This is a genomic window from Kitasatospora sp. NPDC001261 (assembly GCF_042896795.1).
Classification (GTDB): Bacteria; Actinomycetota; Actinomycetes; order Streptomycetales; family Streptomycetaceae; genus Kitasatospora.
The window spans coordinates 52,699-68,527 of the sequence record NZ_JBIAXP010000034.1; the positions used below are offsets into that span (position 1 = coordinate 52,699).

Annotated in this window: 14 protein-coding genes and 1 pseudogene; 7 read left to right on the plus strand and 8 right to left on the minus strand. The window is 73.7% G+C overall.

Going from position 1 to position 15,829, the window contains the following annotated elements; genetic code table 11:
- Positions 1-23: 23 nt before the first annotated feature.
- On the plus strand, positions 24-875 hold the full coding sequence (locus ACFY4B_RS35525) for a helix-turn-helix domain-containing protein (protein ID WP_387974825.1): 852 nt from the start codon (positions 24-26) through the stop codon (positions 873-875).
- 228 nt (positions 876-1,103) lie between these two features.
- On the opposite strand, the gene ACFY4B_RS35530 is transcribed toward ACFY4B_RS35525, so the two are convergent.
- The 3 genes from ACFY4B_RS35530 to ACFY4B_RS35540 form a co-directional block, all read right to left on the minus strand.
- Positions 1,104-2,654: an AMP-binding protein gene (locus ACFY4B_RS35530; protein ID WP_387974828.1), complete on the minus strand. Its 1,551-nt coding sequence runs from the start codon at positions 2,652-2,654 to the stop codon at positions 1,104-1,106.
- A gap of 188 nt (positions 2,655-2,842) precedes the next feature.
- Entirely contained in the window at positions 2,843-3,370 is a 528-nt protein-coding gene (locus ACFY4B_RS35535; protein ID WP_143204705.1) for a hypothetical protein, read from the minus strand.
- A gap of 304 nt (positions 3,371-3,674) precedes the next feature.
- Positions 3,675-4,424: an SDR family oxidoreductase gene (locus tag ACFY4B_RS35540; protein WP_387974832.1), complete on the minus strand. Its 750-nt coding sequence runs from the start codon at positions 4,422-4,424 to the stop codon at positions 3,675-3,677.
- Positions 4,425-4,542: 118 nt separating this feature from the next.
- On the opposite strand from ACFY4B_RS35540, the gene ACFY4B_RS35545 reads away from it, so the two are divergent.
- On the plus strand, positions 4,543-5,928 hold the full coding sequence (locus tag ACFY4B_RS35545; protein ID WP_387974835.1) for an aspartate aminotransferase family protein: 1,386 nt from the start codon (positions 4,543-4,545) through the stop codon (positions 5,926-5,928).
- A gap of 165 nt (positions 5,929-6,093) precedes the next feature.
- On the plus strand, positions 6,094-6,798 hold the full coding sequence (locus ACFY4B_RS35550; protein ID WP_387974838.1) for an alpha/beta fold hydrolase: 705 nt from the start codon (positions 6,094-6,096) through the stop codon (positions 6,796-6,798).
- Positions 6,799-6,858: 60 nt separating this feature from the next.
- Here ACFY4B_RS35550 and ACFY4B_RS35555 read toward each other — a convergent pair whose 3' ends face one another.
- Positions 6,859-8,058 (minus strand): pentapeptide repeat-containing protein, encoded by a 1,200-nt coding sequence (locus tag ACFY4B_RS35555; RefSeq protein WP_387974840.1) that lies wholly within the window; start codon positions 8,056-8,058, stop codon positions 6,859-6,861.
- A gap of 216 nt (positions 8,059-8,274) precedes the next feature.
- On the opposite strand from ACFY4B_RS35555, the gene ACFY4B_RS35560 reads away from it, so the two are divergent.
- A complete protein-coding gene (locus ACFY4B_RS35560; protein ID WP_143204706.1) occupies positions 8,275-8,454 on the plus strand; it encodes a hypothetical protein in 180 nt (59 codons plus the stop codon).
- 26 nt (positions 8,455-8,480) lie between these two features.
- Here ACFY4B_RS35560 and ACFY4B_RS35565 read toward each other — a convergent pair whose 3' ends face one another.
- The 4 genes from ACFY4B_RS35565 to ACFY4B_RS35580 form a co-directional block, all read right to left on the minus strand.
- A complete protein-coding gene (locus tag ACFY4B_RS35565) occupies positions 8,481-9,695 on the minus strand; it encodes an alpha/beta hydrolase family protein (RefSeq protein WP_387974843.1) in 1,215 nt (404 codons plus the stop codon).
- A 105-nt stretch (positions 9,696-9,800) separates the two neighbouring features.
- Entirely contained in the window at positions 9,801-10,832 is a 1,032-nt protein-coding gene (locus ACFY4B_RS35570) for an LD-carboxypeptidase (protein ID WP_049649382.1), read from the minus strand.
- Between the two features lie 59 nt (positions 10,833-10,891).
- The gene (locus ACFY4B_RS35575; RefSeq protein ID WP_387974846.1) at positions 10,892-12,223 is read right to left on the minus strand and encodes a tetratricopeptide repeat protein; all 1,332 of its coding nucleotides are present in this window, start codon (positions 12,221-12,223) and stop codon (positions 10,892-10,894) included.
- Between the two features lie 154 nt (positions 12,224-12,377).
- Entirely contained in the window at positions 12,378-12,995 is a 618-nt protein-coding gene (locus tag ACFY4B_RS35580; RefSeq protein WP_387974849.1) for a TetR-like C-terminal domain-containing protein, read from the minus strand.
- A gap of 68 nt (positions 12,996-13,063) precedes the next feature.
- Between ACFY4B_RS35580 and ACFY4B_RS35585 the strand changes: the two genes are divergently transcribed.
- From ACFY4B_RS35585 to ACFY4B_RS35595, 3 genes and pseudogenes are all read left to right on the plus strand, one after another.
- Positions 13,064-14,440: an alpha/beta hydrolase gene (locus ACFY4B_RS35585; RefSeq protein WP_387974852.1), complete on the plus strand. Its 1,377-nt coding sequence runs from the start codon at positions 13,064-13,066 to the stop codon at positions 14,438-14,440.
- Between the two features lie 113 nt (positions 14,441-14,553).
- A pseudogene (locus ACFY4B_RS35590) lies at positions 14,554-14,733 on the plus strand (trypsin-like serine protease); the annotation flags it as partial.
- 138 nt (positions 14,734-14,871) lie between these two features.
- Entirely contained in the window at positions 14,872-15,807 is a 936-nt protein-coding gene (locus ACFY4B_RS35595) for a DUF1259 domain-containing protein (protein WP_387974945.1), read from the plus strand.
- Positions 15,808-15,829 lie beyond the last annotated feature (22 nt).

The window sequence follows — 15,829 nt, forward strand, 5'->3', positions numbered from 1 at the left end:
CTTCCGCCGTAGCCTCGGTGGGCATGGGAGCCAACAGCGAGCTGGGCGAGTTCCTGCGCCTGTGCCGCGCCGCCGTCACCCCGGCCGAGCTGGACCTGCGCGTGCCGGCCGAGCACCGGAGGGTGGCCGGGCTGCGCCGGGAGGAGCTGGCCGGGCTGGCGGGCATCAGCGTCGCCTACTACACCCGGCTGGAGCAGGGGCGCAGCACCAACGCCTCGGACCAGGTGCTCGACGCGATCGCCCGCGTCCTGCGCCTGGACACCACCCAGCGCACCCACCTGGGCGACCTCGCCCGCCACCCGCCCCGGGCCGTACGGAGCCGCCCTCCGGTCGAGCAGCCGGACCCGCGCTCGGTGCACCTCCTCGCCTCGCTGGACCACGTGCCCGCCCTGCTGCTCGGCCGCCGCAACGACGTGCTCGCCTGGAACCGCCTCGGCCACGCGCTGCTCGCCGGACACCTCCCGTACGGGGCGCCGGACGATCCGGCCACCCGGCCGTCGATGAGCCGGCTGCTGTTCCTGGACCCGCGCACCCGCGCGCTCGAACGGGACTGGGAGCACTACGCCCGGACCCACGTCGGCTACCTGCGGCTGGTCGCCGGGCGGTACGGGGAGGACCGCGAGCTGGCCCGGCTGATCGGCGAACTCAGCATGAAGAGCCCGGAGTTCGCCGCCTGGTGGGCGGGCGGGAATGTGCGGGAGTGCACCTTTGGCAGCAGGACGCTGGACCATCCGGCGGTCGGGCCGCTGGAGGTGACGTACCAGGTGTGGCTCCAACCCGACCGGCCGGACCACCGGTTGGAGGTCTACACCCCCGGCCCGGACCCGGCCGCCGCGGCGGCGCTCGACGCGCTGGCGCGGTCGCGGCGGCCGTAGCGGGGGAGCGGGGGGAAGCCGACGGGGTGGCGGCCCTCAGCGCCGCCACCCCGTTGGCTTCTCGGCACGGGGCCCGTGGCGTGTTGAGCCAAACCCCACCTTGGGGTGAAGCCGGGTGGGGATTCCCGTGGGGACCGGTGCCGGTTCGGTGTGCGGCCGCCACTCCGGCCGCGCACCCCGGCCGCCACCCGGCGGCCGCGCGCGGCGCGGTCCGGCGGGTGCGGGCCTTCAGGCCGTGGCGGCCGCGCGCAGCCGCTTCTTGTCCGGCTTGCCGACGGGCGTCAGCGGGATCTCGTCGACGAGGTGCAGCACCTCGGGGGCGAAGATCCGCCCCTTGCGCTCGGTGACGAACGCGCGGAGGGTGTCCAGGTCGGGCCGCTGCCCCGGGGCGGGGACGACGGCGACGTGGACGTGCTCCGCCTCCTGGTCGTCGCGGACGCCGAAGACCGCGCAGCGGGCGACCGCCGGGTGGGTGAGCAGGAGGTCCTCCACCTCGGAGGGGTAGACGTGGCCGCCGACCACGATGATCAGGTCCTTGACCCGGTCGGAGAGGTAGAGGTAGCCGTCCTCGTCGAAGTAGCCGACGTCCCCGGTGTTCAGCCAGCCGTCCCGGAGCACCGCGGCGGTGAGGTCGGGCCGCTTCCAGTACCCGGCCATGACGGCGTCGGAGCGCAGGTGGATCCCGCCCTGTTCGCCGGTCGGCAGGTCGGTGCCGTCGTCGGAGCGGATCGCCACCTCGACGCCCGGGACGGGCCGGCCGACCGGGACCTGGCCGCCGGGGCCGATCCGGTCGTGCTCCTGCGGGGTGAGGAAGGAGATCAGCTGGGCCTCCGACATCCCGTAGAGGCCCACCAGGACCGGCCCGAAGACCTTGAGCGCCTCGCGGATCCGGGTCGGCGAGGCGGCGCTGCCCCCGTAGGAGAGGTACCGCAGGCTGGACAGGTCGGTGCGGCCGATCGCCGGGTGGTCGAGCAGCTGGTGGAGCAGCGGCGGCAGCACCCAGAGGTCGGTGATGTGCTCGCGCTCGATGGCGGCCAGGACCGCGCCGGGCTCGAAGGAGCGCTGGAGGACCACCGTGCCGCCGTGCTGGAGGGTCAGGTCGGCGAAGATGCCGGCCAGGTGGGCGAGCGGGGTGGCGGCGAGGAGGCGGGGCGCGCCGGCAGCGGGGTCGCTGCCGATCGGGGCGTCGAAGATGCGGCGGTACGGCCCGTGCAGGCTGAGGATGCCCTTGGGGATGCCGGTGGTGCCGCCGGTGTGGCGGATGCTGAGGTCGTCCTCCGGCCCGACCCGGACGGCCGGGGGTTCGGCGGGGCGGTGGGCGGAGGCGGCGATGACGTCCTCGCCGAGGGCGGCGGGGTCGCCGCCGGGTCCGGGGCCGAGGGTGAGGACGGTCGGCACGTCGATCAGCGGGAGCAACTCGGCGGCCTCGGCGTACCGTTCGGCGTCCACGAGCAGCACGGTGGTGTCGACGCTCGCCGTGATCTCGGCCAGGACCGGGGTGCTCATGCCGTCGTACAGGTTCACCACCCGGGCCCCCGCGAGGCCCGCCGCGTACCGGGCGCTCAGGGCCTCGGGGGTGTTGCCGGTCAGCAGGGTCACGGTGGTGCCGAGGGCGGCGCCCCGGGCGATCAGCTCGTGGGCGAGGCGGTAGGTGGCGGCGGTGAAGTCGCCGGCGGTGATCTCGGCGCCGTCGGCGGTGACGATGGCCTGCCGGTCGGGATCGGAGGCGAGGGACTGGAGGATCAGAGCGGGACCGCTGACGAACTCCGCGTCGGGCATGGCTACTTCTTCCTTGTAGTTTGCAACCATGTCCACAGGCTAACCCCAACCTCCGCCCCTGGTCCGGGAACTGCCGAGGAGGGCTGAATGTGATCGTCCGTCACCCGGACAGGGGAATGATCGCGGGCGCGCGCCTGTTTCGGGGCGCACACCCGTTTCGGCGCACGCCCGTTGCGGGGCCCGCGCGGTCAGAACGCCGCCGGGGGCCGCAGGGCGAGGTCGGTGGCGGTGGCCCAGTGCTCGGTCGCGGCGGTGACGATCGCGTAGCCGGGCTGGGAGGGGAGCCGGGAGATCAGGGCGCTGCGGCAGCCGTGGCTGCGGTGGACCTCGACGGGGACGGGGACGCCGTGGAGCCGGACCTCGCCGGGGGTGGGCGGGCCGTCCGGAGGGGCGAGGTGGATGCGGGGGTCGAGGCGGTCCGAATTCGCCAGGAAGGTGGAGAGTTGGGACTGCGGGGTGGTGAGGGAGCCCACCCGGTGGCCGGACGGGACGGGGCGCGAGGTCTGGACGACGGCGACGAGTTCGCCGTCCAGGTGGTAGTTGAGGTCGAGGTGGCAGAGGTAGCCGTCGGAGGACAGCCGCCCCAGCAGGAAGCGCCACCCGCGCGGGGCGTCGCGGAGCACGGCGATCTGCTCGCCCCACTCCTCGGCGGTCTCGCGGTGGGTCGGTATGCGGATGCCGTGCGGGCGGGTGTCGCGGAACAAGGGCTCCCCCAACGGGCTGGTGGTGACCGGGCGTCGGCACGATGATCGCGCCGCGAGGGGCACCGCGGGAGGGGGAGACGACTTTTCGGCCGTTCGCCGCGTCGGCGGATTGCTTCGGGCCGGGGTGGGACAGAAGCTTCGGGGCGTCGGCTTCGGCGGCGTCGCGGGGACATCCGGGCAACAACCCGGTGAACCGCGGTCGACGCCGGTCGAACGGCAGCGGCAACCGGACGGGGGACGGGACATGGGTCAGGGCGGTGCCGCGACGTTCCGTGCGGGGGCGGCGCGGCGCCCGGCGCGATCCGAGAGATCGGCGCTAGCCGCGGCCCACGTACGGCATGGCGCTGGGCATGACCAGGACGGACTGGATGTTCACCCCGAGCGGCAGCCCGGCCATGGTCCGCACCATGTCGACCACGTGCCGCACGTCCATGGTCGGTTCGACCCGCCGTGAGCCGTCGGCCTGGAGGACGGCCGGCTGGGGACGGTCGGGCGGGGTCACGTTCCCGATGTCGATCTGGCCGCAGGAGATGTCGTGGCGGCGGCCGTCCAGGGACAGCGAGCGGGTCAGCCCGGCCACCGCGTGCTTGGCGGCGGTGAAGGCGGCGGAGTCCGGGCGGGGCGTCTGTGCGGAAGGCGCGCCGTTGTTGATGATCCGTCCGCCGCGCGGGGTCTGACGCTTCATGATCCGGAAGGCCGCGCGCGAGCAGAGGAAGGTGCCGGTGGCGATGGAGTCCATCACGCGGTGCCAGTCCTCGACGGCCACGTCCTCGGTCGGGGTGTACGGCATGACGTCGGCGGCGTTGTTGAACAGGAGGTCCAGCCGTCCGAACCGTTCCTCGACGAACTCGAACAGACCGTCCACGGCCACCGGGTCGGTGATGTCGGCGGGGAAGGGGACGGCGCGGTCCCGGTCGGCGGGGGCGGCGAGCCCGGCCGTCTCCGCGAGCGGCTCCTTGCGGCGGCCGACCAGGACCACCGTCCAGCCGTCCGCCAGCAGGCCCAGCGCGCTCGCCCGCCCGATGCCGCGCCCCGCCCCGGTGACGACCGCCGTCCGCTCCGCCATGCCCCACGTCCCCTCTGCTCCGCTCTGCTCTGCTCGCGATGCCGTCCGGCAGGAACCCGTCCCGACGAAGGGCACCCCGAGCGTGCCCGGACAACCCTCGACCAAACAGGAGTCGCACATGAATGGCCGTAACCCGGCGGCGCAGTCGAACGGCCGCAGCCCGGCGCACGTGAATGTCCCCGGCCCGGTACCGGGCCGGACCGACGGCAGCCGGCAGTGGTTCGAGCGGGCCAAGGAGTCGCTGGCGGGCGGCGTCAGCTCCTCCGCCCGGCTGACCTCGACCGGCCCCGACCCCTACCCGCTCTACCTGGTGGGCGGTTCGGGCGCGCGGGTCCGGGACGTCGACGGCAACACGTACGTGGACTACCTCGCCGGCTACGGGAGTGCGGTGCTGGGCCACGCCGACCGGCAGCTCGCCGAGGCGCTCGGTGCCGTCCTGGGCGCCGGCACGATGTTCGGCACCTGCAACACGGTGGAGGTCGAACTCGCCGAACTGATCCGGGAGATGGTGCCCTGTGCGGAACTGGTCCGGTTCGCCAACTCGGGCAGCGAGGCGGTGCAGGGGGCGGTGCGGGCCGCCCGCGGGTACACCGGGCGGTCCAAGGTGCTCAAGTTCGAGGGCCACTACCACGGTTGGTCGGACACCCTGGCCGTCTCCAACCGGCCCGACCCCGCCGAGGCGGGGCCGTACGGCGCGCCGCGCTCCGTGCCCCACTCGGCCGGCATCCCGGCCGGTGTCGTCGGCGACGTCGTGGTCTGCCCGTGGAACGACCCGGGGGCGCTGCGCGCGGTCCTGGACGCCCACCGGGGCGAACTCGCCGCCGTCGTCTGCGAACCGATCGTCGCCAACAACGCCTGCACCATGCCCGCGCCGGGGTACCTGGCGCTGCTGCGGGAGGAGTGCACGGCGCGCGGCATCGTGCTGGTCTTCGACGAGGTCTGCACCGGCTTCCGCACCGGCCCCGGCGGCGCCCAGGCGCTGTTCGGGGTCGTGCCGGACCTCGCCGTCTACGCCAAGGCGCTCGGCGGGGGCCTGCCGATCGCGGCCTTCGCGGGGCGGCGCGAAGTGATGGAGCCGGTGGCCGAGGGACGGGTGAAGCACGGCGGCACGTACAACGCCTCGCCGCTGTCCGCGACGGCCTCGCTGGTGACGCTGCGCAGGCTGAACCGGCCGGACACCGTGAAGCACATCGAGGAGAGCGGCCGACGGATCATGGAGGCCGTTCGGCGGGCCGCCCGGGACCGGGGCGTCCCCTGCGCGGTCCAGGGGGTGGGGGCGATGTTCCAGGTGGTGTTCACCGCCGACGGCGAGCCGACCCGGCACTACCGGGACCTGCTCCGCAGCGACCAGGCCCGCCACCACGCGTTCCGCCACGAGCTGCTCCGCCGGGGGATCCACGTCAACGCGTACGGGATGGCCTGCTGGTTCGTCTCGGCCGCCGTGACGGAGGACGACCTGGACGAGACCTGCGAGGCCGTGGAGGGCGCGTTCCGCACTCTGTGAGCCGGCGCTGTTGTGCGCGGGAAGTCGGCGGGTCCGACTTCCCGCGCGCGGCCGGGCGGAGGCGGGCGGGTGCACCGGTGACTGTCGGAGGCGGGTCGTACACTCGCGCGCGGCAAGGGAGTTCCGGGATACCGGAGTTGACCGGCGTACGAGGGGGACTGTTCCATGGCGACGTTCGTGCTGATCCACGGCGCGGCTGCCGATTCCTGGTGCTGGGAGCCGCTGGCGGCCGAGCTGCGGGGGCGGGGCCACGAGGTGGTCGCGCCGGACCTGCCGTGCGAGGACGACACGGCCGGGCTGGCCGAGTACGCGGACGCGGTGGTGGCGGCGGTGTCGTCGTCGGCTTCCGGCCGGGTCGGCCCGCTCGTGGTCGTCGCGCACTCCTTCGGCGGCTTCACCGGTCCACTGGTGTGCGCGCGACTGCCGGTGGACCTGCTGGTCATGCTCCAGGCCCAGGTGCCGGCGCCGGGGGAGACGCCGGGTGCGTGGTGGGAGAACACCGGCTATCCGGAGGCCCGCCGCGAGTCCGACCGCGGCAGGGGCGTGGCAGAGGGCGCGGAGGAGGACGAGCGCGCCCTCTTCCTGCACGACACCCCGCCCGCCCTGGCGGAGGAACTCCTCACCGAGCACGGGCGACGCCAGTCGGCCACGCCGTTCGGGACACCGTGGCCCCTGGAGGCCTGGCCGCAGGTGCCGACCAGGTTCCTGCTGGCCACCGGCGACCGCTTCTTCCCGCCCGCCTTCCTGCGCCGGCTCGTCCACGACCGGCTCGGCCTCCGGCCGGACGAGATGCCGGGCGACCACCTCCCGATGCTCGGCCACCCGGAAGAACTGGCCGAGCGCCTGGAGGCGTACCTGGCGGCGCTGTAGTCGGCCCGCATCGCGCGGAAGGTCGGCGGCGCGTGAACGCCGTCAGTCGGGGGCGTTCGGTCAGTCGGGGTTCTGTACGACCTTGATGGACTGCAGCTGGGCCGGCGTCAGTTGGGCCTCGGTGAGGCCGCGCTTGGTGAAGCGCGCGCGGGAGAGGTCGGCGCCGACGAAGGAACAGCCGCTCAGCACCGCGCCGGTGAGGTCCGCGCTGGCGAGCTTGGCGTGGTCGAAGTGGCAGTTCGTCAGGACGGCCCACTTGAAGCTGGTCTCGCTCAGGTCGGCGTGGCGGAAGTCGGCGCCCGAGGCCTTGCACCCCCGCAGCCTGGCCTGGGGGGCCGAGGCGCCCACCAGCTCCGTTCCCGTGAGGACGGCGCCGGACAGGTTCGCGTCCGGGATCCTGGTGTCCACCATGGTCGTGCCGGAGAGATCGCACCGGGTGAGGTCGGCCGAGGTGAGATCGGCGGAGTCCAGGTCGACACCGGTGAGGGTCGCCTCCACGAGTCGGGCGTCTCCCAGCTGCGCGTACTCCAGGGAACTGCCCGACAACAGGCTCGAACTCAGGTTGGCCCGCCACAACCGGGCCCCGTCCCAGACCAGGTTCCGGAGATCGAGCCGCGAAAGGTTGAAGTGGCCGCCGGAATACCGCTCGGGCAGACGGCCCAGGATCAGCACCGCCACCTGGACGTCCTCGGCCGGATCCGGCTCCGGGCTGGTGGAACCCCCGAGTGGGCGGGCCTCCCGGAGGAAGTCGCGCAGCATCGACGGCCAGGACGGCTCGGTGGCCTCCTGGTCCTGCGGCGGGGTGCGCCAGGCGAGCCGTTCCAGGCGGTAGAGGGCGGCGATGCGGCGCTCCGGGTCGGTGGACCGGAGCTCCTCCCGTAGCGCCGCATCCGTGGTGCCCGCCTTGGGGGGTGGCGCCGGAGCGTCCCGGTCCGCGTCGTCGGCGGCCAGCCAGAGCCGGTGGAAGCGTTCGACCTCGTCCTCCGGGTCCGGCTTCTGCCGCCCGACGGCGGTGCCGGCCAGGTACCGGACCATGGACTCCACCCGTGCCCAGGCGGGTACGGCCACGCCGTGCAGCAGTTGGCTCGCGGTGTCGTGGCTCACCGTCGTCGGCAGCTCGTCGCGCTGCTTGATGCCGAGGGAGATCTCGCGGAGGCTGGGCTTGCCCGCGCCCCGGTACAGCCCGTGCAGCGCTTCGACCAGGTCCCTGCGTGGCCCGGGCGGGAGCTTCTCACTGGTCGGAACGACGATTCCCGCCAAGGCTGCGCTACCCCTCGATGGACTGTCAGATTTCGTCCGTAACTGTCGGTCCATCATGAAGTGGCGGGGCGGTTCTGTCAGTTGAACGCGGGTTCCTGGCGGCAGGCCTCCGGTTTCATCCGGTCTCATCGACCGGGCGCGGTGCTGCCTCCGTCCGCCGCCAGGGTTGATCCAGGCCGTGAGAGGCGGCCGTCCCGAGGGATGAGGAGGAGCGCGATGTTCGAGCACGGTCGGCCCGGTGGGGTGGGACGGAGTGGCGAGGTGGCCGGACGGCGCCGCCGGTGGCGGGTCGTCCGGCGCACCGTCGCCCTGTACTTCGTCCGGGGCATGGCCACGGCGGCGGGCGGCGCCACCGTGACCGGCCTGCTCGCCTGGCTGGTCGCCCAGCGGGGCTAGGAGACAGGCCCTGCCGCGGCGCCGCACTAGCGCTGGAAGACCACTTCCGGATTGTCCGGCGAGGGGCCGTCCAGCAGCGGACCGTCGATCCCCTTCAGCGTCCGGTCGAAGAACGCCGTCACGTACTCGCGGGTGATCTCCACCCCGCGTGCCGGGGAGAGGGGCGGTGCCGGGAACCCGGCCTGCTCGTGCAGCAGGTCCAGGTCGCTGAAGCTGAAGTGGTCGGCGCCGGCGACCGTCAGCCACTTCTTGTAGCCGCCGAGGGCGTCCCAGGCCTGCCCCCAGGTGGTGTCGCCGCCACCGGCCGGGTGGTTGTCGGGCGAACCCAGCATGAGGAACGGCCGGTTGATCTGGCCGGGCGTCGGGACCGGCTTGAAGGCGCCGTCCATGTTCACGCCGGCCCGTACGCGCGGGTCGGCGACCATCGCGGCGGAGGCCGCCGCTCCGCCGATGGAGTGTCCGGCCATGCCGATCTCGTGCTTGTCGATGAGGTGTGCCAGGCGCCACGCGGTATTGCCGTGCGTCAACTGGTCGATCAGGAAGGACACGTCCCGCGCGCGGTTGGTGGGGATGGAGTCGATCCGCGACGGGTCGCCGCAGATCGCGCACGGCGTCGTCTGGCCGTTCGCCAGCGTCTCGCCGCTGTCCTCGTAGGTGTCGCCGACGAGCGCGACGACGTAGCCGTGACTGGCGAGGTCGGTCGCGAGCGCGGTGAGCGTGACGCGCGGGTCCTCGTACGCGGGTGAGAGGACCACCAGCGGGTACTTGCCGGGCTGCGGCCGCGCGCCGTCGAAGGCGTGCGTGGTGACGCCGGCGATGGTCTGTGGGGTGATGCCGGAGCTCGCCGGCAGGTTCTGCCGCTGGACGATTCCGGTTGCCTCGCCGAGGGACATGTAGGGGGCCGGGGTCCCCGTCCCGGGGACGGCCGGGTAGACCATCGTGACGGCCAGTTGGCGGGGGCCGGATGACGGCACCCACGGGTCGAGGCGGCTCGTGTCCGTGAGGTGGATGACGTCCTCGCCGGCGGCGTAGGGGCCGGTCGGCGCGGGGAGCGCGCCCTGGAAGGTCCGCGCGGGTGCGGCGGCCGCGGCCGGTGCGGTGTCGAACGCGCGCGTGGCCACCGGTGCGGCCACCGGTGCGGCCGACGGTCCGGCCGTGGCGGCGAACCCGGCGCCGGTTCCGGTGGCGAGGGCGGCGAGCGTCAGCACCGCGACTGCGCTGATACGGCGATTGCGTTTCATGGGACAGACGCTAGGGTCCCGAGGCTCCGTGTCGGATCAACCCGTCGAGGTAACCGTCCTGTTGTCGTTCGTAGCCCCCACGGGGTACCGGGTCATACGCCGGGGCTACGTCGTGCGGCGCGGGGCTCCCTTGGTCGGCTCGTGGGGCCCCACCGCCGGTTCGAGCAGGGAGAGCGTCCGCTGCCGCGCGTCGAGGCCGACGCGGACGCCGACCGGCATCGGCAGGTTCGGGCCGGCGTGCCCGAAGTCGACGTTGCCCAGGACCGGGATGTCACGGTCCCCGAGGACGTCGAGGACGATCTCGCGCAGGGTCGGGGACGCGCCGGGTTCGAGGCCGCCGATCTCGCGCGGAACGCCCACGACCATGCCGGCGATCCGGTCGAGGATGCCGCTGTGCCGCATCACGTGCAGGTAGCTCCACACGTACGAGGCCAGGCCGCCCATCTCCTCCCAGAACAGCACCGCACCGTCGAACCGTTCGAGCGGCAGCGCGAAGGGCGTCGCCTGCGCCAGCACGATCCGGTTGATCAACCCGCCGATCAGCGGCCCTTCGACACGGCCGGGACGCCAGCACTCCCATGACGGGCTCGCGGGCAGTGCGCCGATCGCCTCGGTGCCGGTCAGCAACCTGGCGTAGAGCGCCTCGAGTTCAGCCTGGCGCGCCGCGGGCGCGGACCGCCAGTGTCCGCCGAAGCCGGGGACGGCCATGTCGGCGTGGAACCCGACCAGGCCCGTGCGCGCGTGGAGCACCAGGTGCAGCAGCGAGATGTCGCTGTAGCCGAGGATCGGCTTGGGGTCGGCCCTGATCGCCTCGACGTCGATCAGGTCGAGGTAGCCGAGCGCCGTCTGGCCGCCGTCACTGGCGACGATCGCGCGCACCTCGGGATCGCGCAGGAGGGCGTTGAGCTCCCCGGCGATCTCCGCCGGCGTGGCCGCGCTCCACCAGTGGCGGCGGCCCGCTTCGAGGAGCGGAGCCCGGCGCACGCGGAATCCCATCCGCTCCAGCACGGCCACCGTCCGCTCGACGTTGGGCTCGTACGCGGGCGGCAGCGGACCGGACAGCGCGGCGATGACGACGAGGTCTCCGGGCGCCAGGGCACGCGGTCGAAGCAGTCGAGGCGGTGCGGAACCAGTCATGGCGCCAGTGTCGCCGCCGCCGTCGGCGGGGTCACCCGACTTTCGCCGGAAGGGTTCTGTCACCACCCCCGCCGTTCGGCGGCCGCGCGTTCCTCGGCGATGGTGGGGATGGCGGCGAGGGCCTCGGCGGGGCGGCCGTTCCGGAGCAGCATGTCGGCCAGGTCGAGGGTGGCCCGGTAGTGGGTGGACGCGCGGAGGAGCGCGACGGCCTCCTCCAGTCGGCCGTCCAGTTCCAGCAGCCGTGCCAGCGAGGTGTCCCACGCGCCGGGCTGCCGTTCGTTGAGGGCGGTGGCCTCCGCGATGCCCTGCGGGCAGCGGCCGGCCTCGCCGAGCAGCCGGAGCCGTAGCTGGAGGACGTCGTCCGGGTGCCCTTCGGCGTACGGGCCGGTGAGCCCTTCCACGAGTTCGAGCGCGCGGTCGGGGCGGCCGTCGTCGACGAGCAGGTCCAGTGTCCGGTGGAGGAGGTTCCCGCAGTCGTAGTAGTCGAAGGTGGGCCGGCCGGTCTCGACGGCTTCGTCGATCCTGCCCTGGCGGACGAGGAGGTCCATCAGCGCCGCGCGGTCGTTCGAGAGGTCGTGGGCCTCGATGCGTTCGCGCAGCAGGGTCTCGGCCTCGGGTGCGCGCCCCGCGTCCTCCAGTGCCTTCGCGTACGCGTCGAAGGCGGCGTAGGGCTGGTCGGCGGCGAGGGATGCCAGCTCCTCGATCAGGCCCTGCCGGGCGAGGAGTTCCGCGTGGTACTCGGGGAAGTTGACGGGGTGGTGCCGGCCGGCGGCCGCTTCGGTGCGCAGGGTCTCGACGGCCTCGTCGGTACGCCCGGCGCGTTCCAGGACGCGGGTGGTCAGGAGCAGCACCTGCCACCGCTCCAGCGAGCCTGCGGGCTCGGTCCCCGCGCGCTCCGCGGCCTGGGCGAGCACGTCGAGGACCTGGTCGTCCGCTCCCTGGCCCTCGGTCGCCTCGACCAGGCACGACAGCGGCCAGGACGCCCCGAGGTGGGGCGTGAGCACCTCGATGGCCTCGTCGATCCGCCCGGCCTTCGCCGACAGTTCGGCGTAGCGCACGCACACGTGGGCGTCGTCCAGCTCGGCCGCGTCCGGGCGCACCATCGCGAGGGCCTCGTCGGCCTCGCCCTGCCGGATCATGATCTCGGCGGTGACCCATTCGGCGGCCCGCCAGCCGATGTCCGTGAACGGGTCCAGGAGTGCCAGCGCCTGCTCGAACTCCCCGGCCGCGCCCAGCTCCAGTGCCGCCGCCTTCGCGCAGTTCCAGTCCCCGCGCTCCTGCGCCGCCCGGGCGAGCAGCTCGACCTGGCCCAGGTCGAGGAGGGTCTGCGCCATGCGCGGGTGGACGCCGCCGAGGTTGTGCGCTTGCCAGGAGAGGTCGTCGATGTTCACGCGGGGAGCGTACGAACCGCCACTGACAGCGGCCCTGGGCTCGCCCCGTCCAGGGGCGGACCGGGGTCGGACCGTACGGGCAAGCCCTCGGCGTCCACCGCCCGCGCGCACGAGAAGTCGGACCGGCCGACTTCTCGCGCGCGGGGCGGGCCCGTCAGGGCGTGGGTTCGGCTTCGCGGAGTCCGCGGAACACCGCGGGGGTCGTCCAGCCGCGCAGTGCGGCGTGGATCGTCGACTTGAACGCGGCCCGCGCGGTGGGGGCGTCGAGGGCTCCGGCGAGTTCGAGGGTGACGAGCCCGTGCAGGGTCACCCAGAGCGAGAGGGCGATCGAGGGTGCCGGGCCGTCGAGGACGGATTCCGCGACGGCCCGGTCGATCGCGGCGGTGAGCGGTCGGACGGGGTCGCTGGTGCCGACGGTGTCCGACGGCTCGAAGGACTGCACCCCGCCGAACAGCGCCGTGTACAGGTGGCGGTGTTCGAGCCCCCAGTGCCGGTAGGCCGTGGCGAGGGCGTAGATGTCGGCGAGGGGGTCCGCGGAGGCGGGTACGTCCGCGACGGCGCGGAACAGGCCGGCGACGGCCTGGTCGCGGACGGCCGAGATCAGTCCGTCCTTGCCGCCGAAGAGGGAGTACACCGCCGTCGTCGAGGTCCCGGCGGCCGCGGCGACGGCCCGGACCGTGACGGTCTCCTGCGGGCGGGTGGCGAGCCATTCGGTCGCGCACGCCACGAGGCGCTCTCCGACGGTCTCGTCGTTCGTCTTCGGCCTTCCCATGACGGGGAGCCTACCGCTTTTGATAACGTCGTTTTGAAACAGCGTTACGAAACAAGGAAGGCTCCACCTTGTCCACGTTCGCCCTGCCCGCGCCCCTCTTACGCCGCGCCGCCCGCTCGCTGTCGGCCCTGGCCGCCGTCGTGGCGTCGGTCCTCGCCTTCCTCGCCCTGGTCGTCCTCACGGACGGCGCGGGCTCGGGGCTCGCCGCCTGGCTGCCGGTCCTCGCGGCCGGGACCGCCCTCGCACTGTGGCGGAGCCGGAGCCGGAGCCGGAGCCGGAGTCGAGGCCGGAGCCGGAGCCGCATCCGGGTGGCCCGGCTCGTGCCGTTCCTGCCGGTGGTCGTCGCGGCGGCGCTGACGGCGCCGGTCTGCGTCCCGACCGTGCCCACGGCCCGGCAGTACCCGCCGGACCTGCCGTTCGTGGCCACGGAGCACTGGAGCCTGGACACCGGCAGCAGCGTCGCGGTGTACCACTACCCGCCCGCCGGGCCCGGCCCCCGGCACCCCGTCCCGCTCGTGTACCTCAACGGCGGTCCGGTGCGCGGCATTTCGCTGCTCGACCACCGGTTCCTGCAACTCCTGGCGGGGCAGGGCTACGACGTCTACGCCTACGAGCAGCCCGGCGGCGGACGCAGCGGTCTGCTCCCCATGGACCAGTACACGGCCGACCGGTCGGTCCGCGACCTCGGTGCCTTCGTCGACCGCCTGGGCGGGGGCGCGGTCGACGTCCTCGGGTTCTCGTCGGGCGCGGTTGTGCTCACCCGGGCCCTGGCCGATCCCGGAACCGCCGCGCGCGTGCACCGGGCGGTCATCGCCGAACCCGGCCCGATGGACGGCCCCACCGCGCGGATCGCCGGGCACCGGGGCCGCGAATCCGCGCGCGGCCTCGCCCCGGACCCGACCGGGCCGCGGTCGACGCACGTCCCCCGCTACGCGGTGGCGTTCGGCCTGCTGCGACTCGGACTCCTCAGCCCCGGCACCGGGCTGATCGGACAGGCCGAGGGCGACAACGCCTTCACCGCCGCCGACCTGGGCGGTGACACCGCATCCGCCTACTGCGCGCGCGACGCGTACCGCATCCCCGTCGAGGACAGTGCGCGGAACTTCTCCTTCAGCCCCGCCGCCAGCCTCCGCGTCCAGCGGACGGTCCGGGACTCGGCCTCCATCGCATCGCAGTTGGGGCGGTCCCGGACCCCCGCGATGCTGATGATCGCCGAGTGCTCCTCGCAGGTCCGTCAATGGGCGACCGCCGTCCTCGCCGCCGACCCCGCGATCCAGCGCACCCAGTTCATGCCGGGGGTCGGGCACCACATGTGGAACGGCCTCGACGGCAACAACGACCGGGCCGCGGCCGTGATCGGCGCGTTCCTCCAGGACCAGCCGGCGCCCCTGCCGAACTCCCCGACCCGCGAGGGGATTCAGGCCTTCCTGCGCGACCACGAGTGAAGGCCCGGCAGCCGCGTTCCGGCCCCACGGGACGGGACACCCGGTGCCGTGCCCGGGAACCCCCACCGGGCCGTCGGACCGGCCGAGTCCGGCTGGACTCGGCTGGTCCGGCGGTGGGCGTCAGCCGGGCGGTCGCGCATCCCGGATTCGACGCCACGAGCCTGGACGACGACATCGCGGTCCGCCAACTGGCCACGCCCGTTCCCGCCAGGGTGGTGGCGGCGGTGGCGCTGCCGCCTCAGGGCAGCGACCCGGCGGCCGGTAGCACCGCGGAGGTCGCGGGCTCTGGTGCCACCAGCCCGTTCGCGCGGTCCGGCGTGGCGCTTCACCGGTTCGGTGCCCCGCTCGGTTTCATTGTCCCGACCGGGCTGTCTGGGAGAGGGGCTGATGTGGTGAGCGGAGTTCCGGCGCGAGGTGCGATGGATGTCCGGGTGAATCCGTCGCGTCGGCGGCTGTTGACGGCGGCGGCGGTGGCGCCGGTGCTGGTCGGCACCGCTCCGAGGGCGGCTGCGGCGGAGGCGGCACGGCGGCAGGGGGTACTGCCGGTGCCGACGGTGGAAGCGGACTGGCGCAGGGTGGCCGAGGTCCTGGGCCGGAGCGGGACGATGGCGGGCGGCTCGGTCTACCGCGTGCGCTTCGCCCGGCAGGACCTGCCGGTGACCACCTACGGCGTCACGCTGTTCCTGGGCTCCTACGCGGCGTTCACCCGCTACGAGGACAGCCGCACCCTGCTGATGGGCAGTCTGGCGGTCACCGAGTCCGAACTGCAGCACGCCATCGACGCGCTGACCATCGGCGGCCTCGACGTCACCGCTGTCCACAAGCACCTGCCGGCCCACGAGCCGGCCATGTGGTGGGTCCACTTCCACGGACATGACGAGGACCCCGCGGCCCTGGCTCACGGGGTGAAAGCCGCGCTGGCCGTCACGACCACGCCCTCCGTCCCGCCGCCCGCCTCGGAGCCGACGGTCGACCTGGACATCGCCGCCATCGAGGACGCGCTGAACGTGAAAGGCGTCAATGACAGTGGGATCCACAGGTTCACGTTCAACCGCCGGGAGACGGTCACCGACCACGGACGCGTCCTGCCCCCGGCCACGGGAATGACCACGCTCATCAGCTTCTATCCGGTCGGCGCCCGCCGTGCCGCGGTCAACGGCGACCTGGTCATGACCGCCGGTGAGGTGCGGAACGTGCTGGCGGCCCTGCGCCGGGGCGGGATCGACGTCGTCGAACTCCACAACCACGGTCTCACGGAGGAACCCCGCCTGTTCTTCGCTCATTTCTGGGCGATCGACGACGGCGTGAACCTGGCCCGCGCCCTGCGCGCGGCGCTGGACGCCACCGACACCACCCCGTCGGTCTGACGGGGCACCCCCGAGTCGCCCC

What these genes read in the sequence shown, in the direction of transcription:
- ACFY4B_RS35550 (WP_387974838.1), top strand. Translation starts at nt 6,094, where the DNA reads ATGGCGACGTTCGTGCTGATCCACGGCGCGGCTGCCGATTCCTGGTGC.
- ACFY4B_RS35560 (WP_143204706.1), top strand. Translation starts at nt 8,275, where the DNA reads ATGTTCGAGCACGGTCGGCCCGGTGGGGTGGGACGGAGTGGCGAGGTG.
- ACFY4B_RS35570 (WP_049649382.1), bottom strand. Translation starts at nt 10,832, where the DNA reads ATGACTGGTTCCGCACCGCCTCGACTGCTTCGACCGCGTGCCCTGGCG.
- ACFY4B_RS35580 (WP_387974849.1), bottom strand. Translation starts at nt 12,995, where the DNA reads ATGGGAAGGCCGAAGACGAACGACGAGACCGTCGGAGAGCGCCTCGTG.
- ACFY4B_RS35565 (WP_387974843.1), bottom strand. Translation starts at nt 9,695, where the DNA reads ATGAAACGCAATCGCCGTATCAGCGCAGTCGCGGTGCTGACGCTCGCC.
- ACFY4B_RS35545 (WP_387974835.1), top strand. Translation starts at nt 4,543, where the DNA reads ATGAATGGCCGTAACCCGGCGGCGCAGTCGAACGGCCGCAGCCCGGCG.
- ACFY4B_RS35530 (WP_387974828.1), bottom strand. Translation starts at nt 2,654, where the DNA reads ATGCCCGACGCGGAGTTCGTCAGCGGTCCCGCTCTGATCCTCCAGTCC.
- ACFY4B_RS35525 (WP_387974825.1), top strand. Translation starts at nt 24, where the DNA reads ATGGGAGCCAACAGCGAGCTGGGCGAGTTCCTGCGCCTGTGCCGCGCC.
- ACFY4B_RS35540 (WP_387974832.1), bottom strand. Translation starts at nt 4,424, where the DNA reads ATGGCGGAGCGGACGGCGGTCGTCACCGGGGCGGGGCGCGGCATCGGG.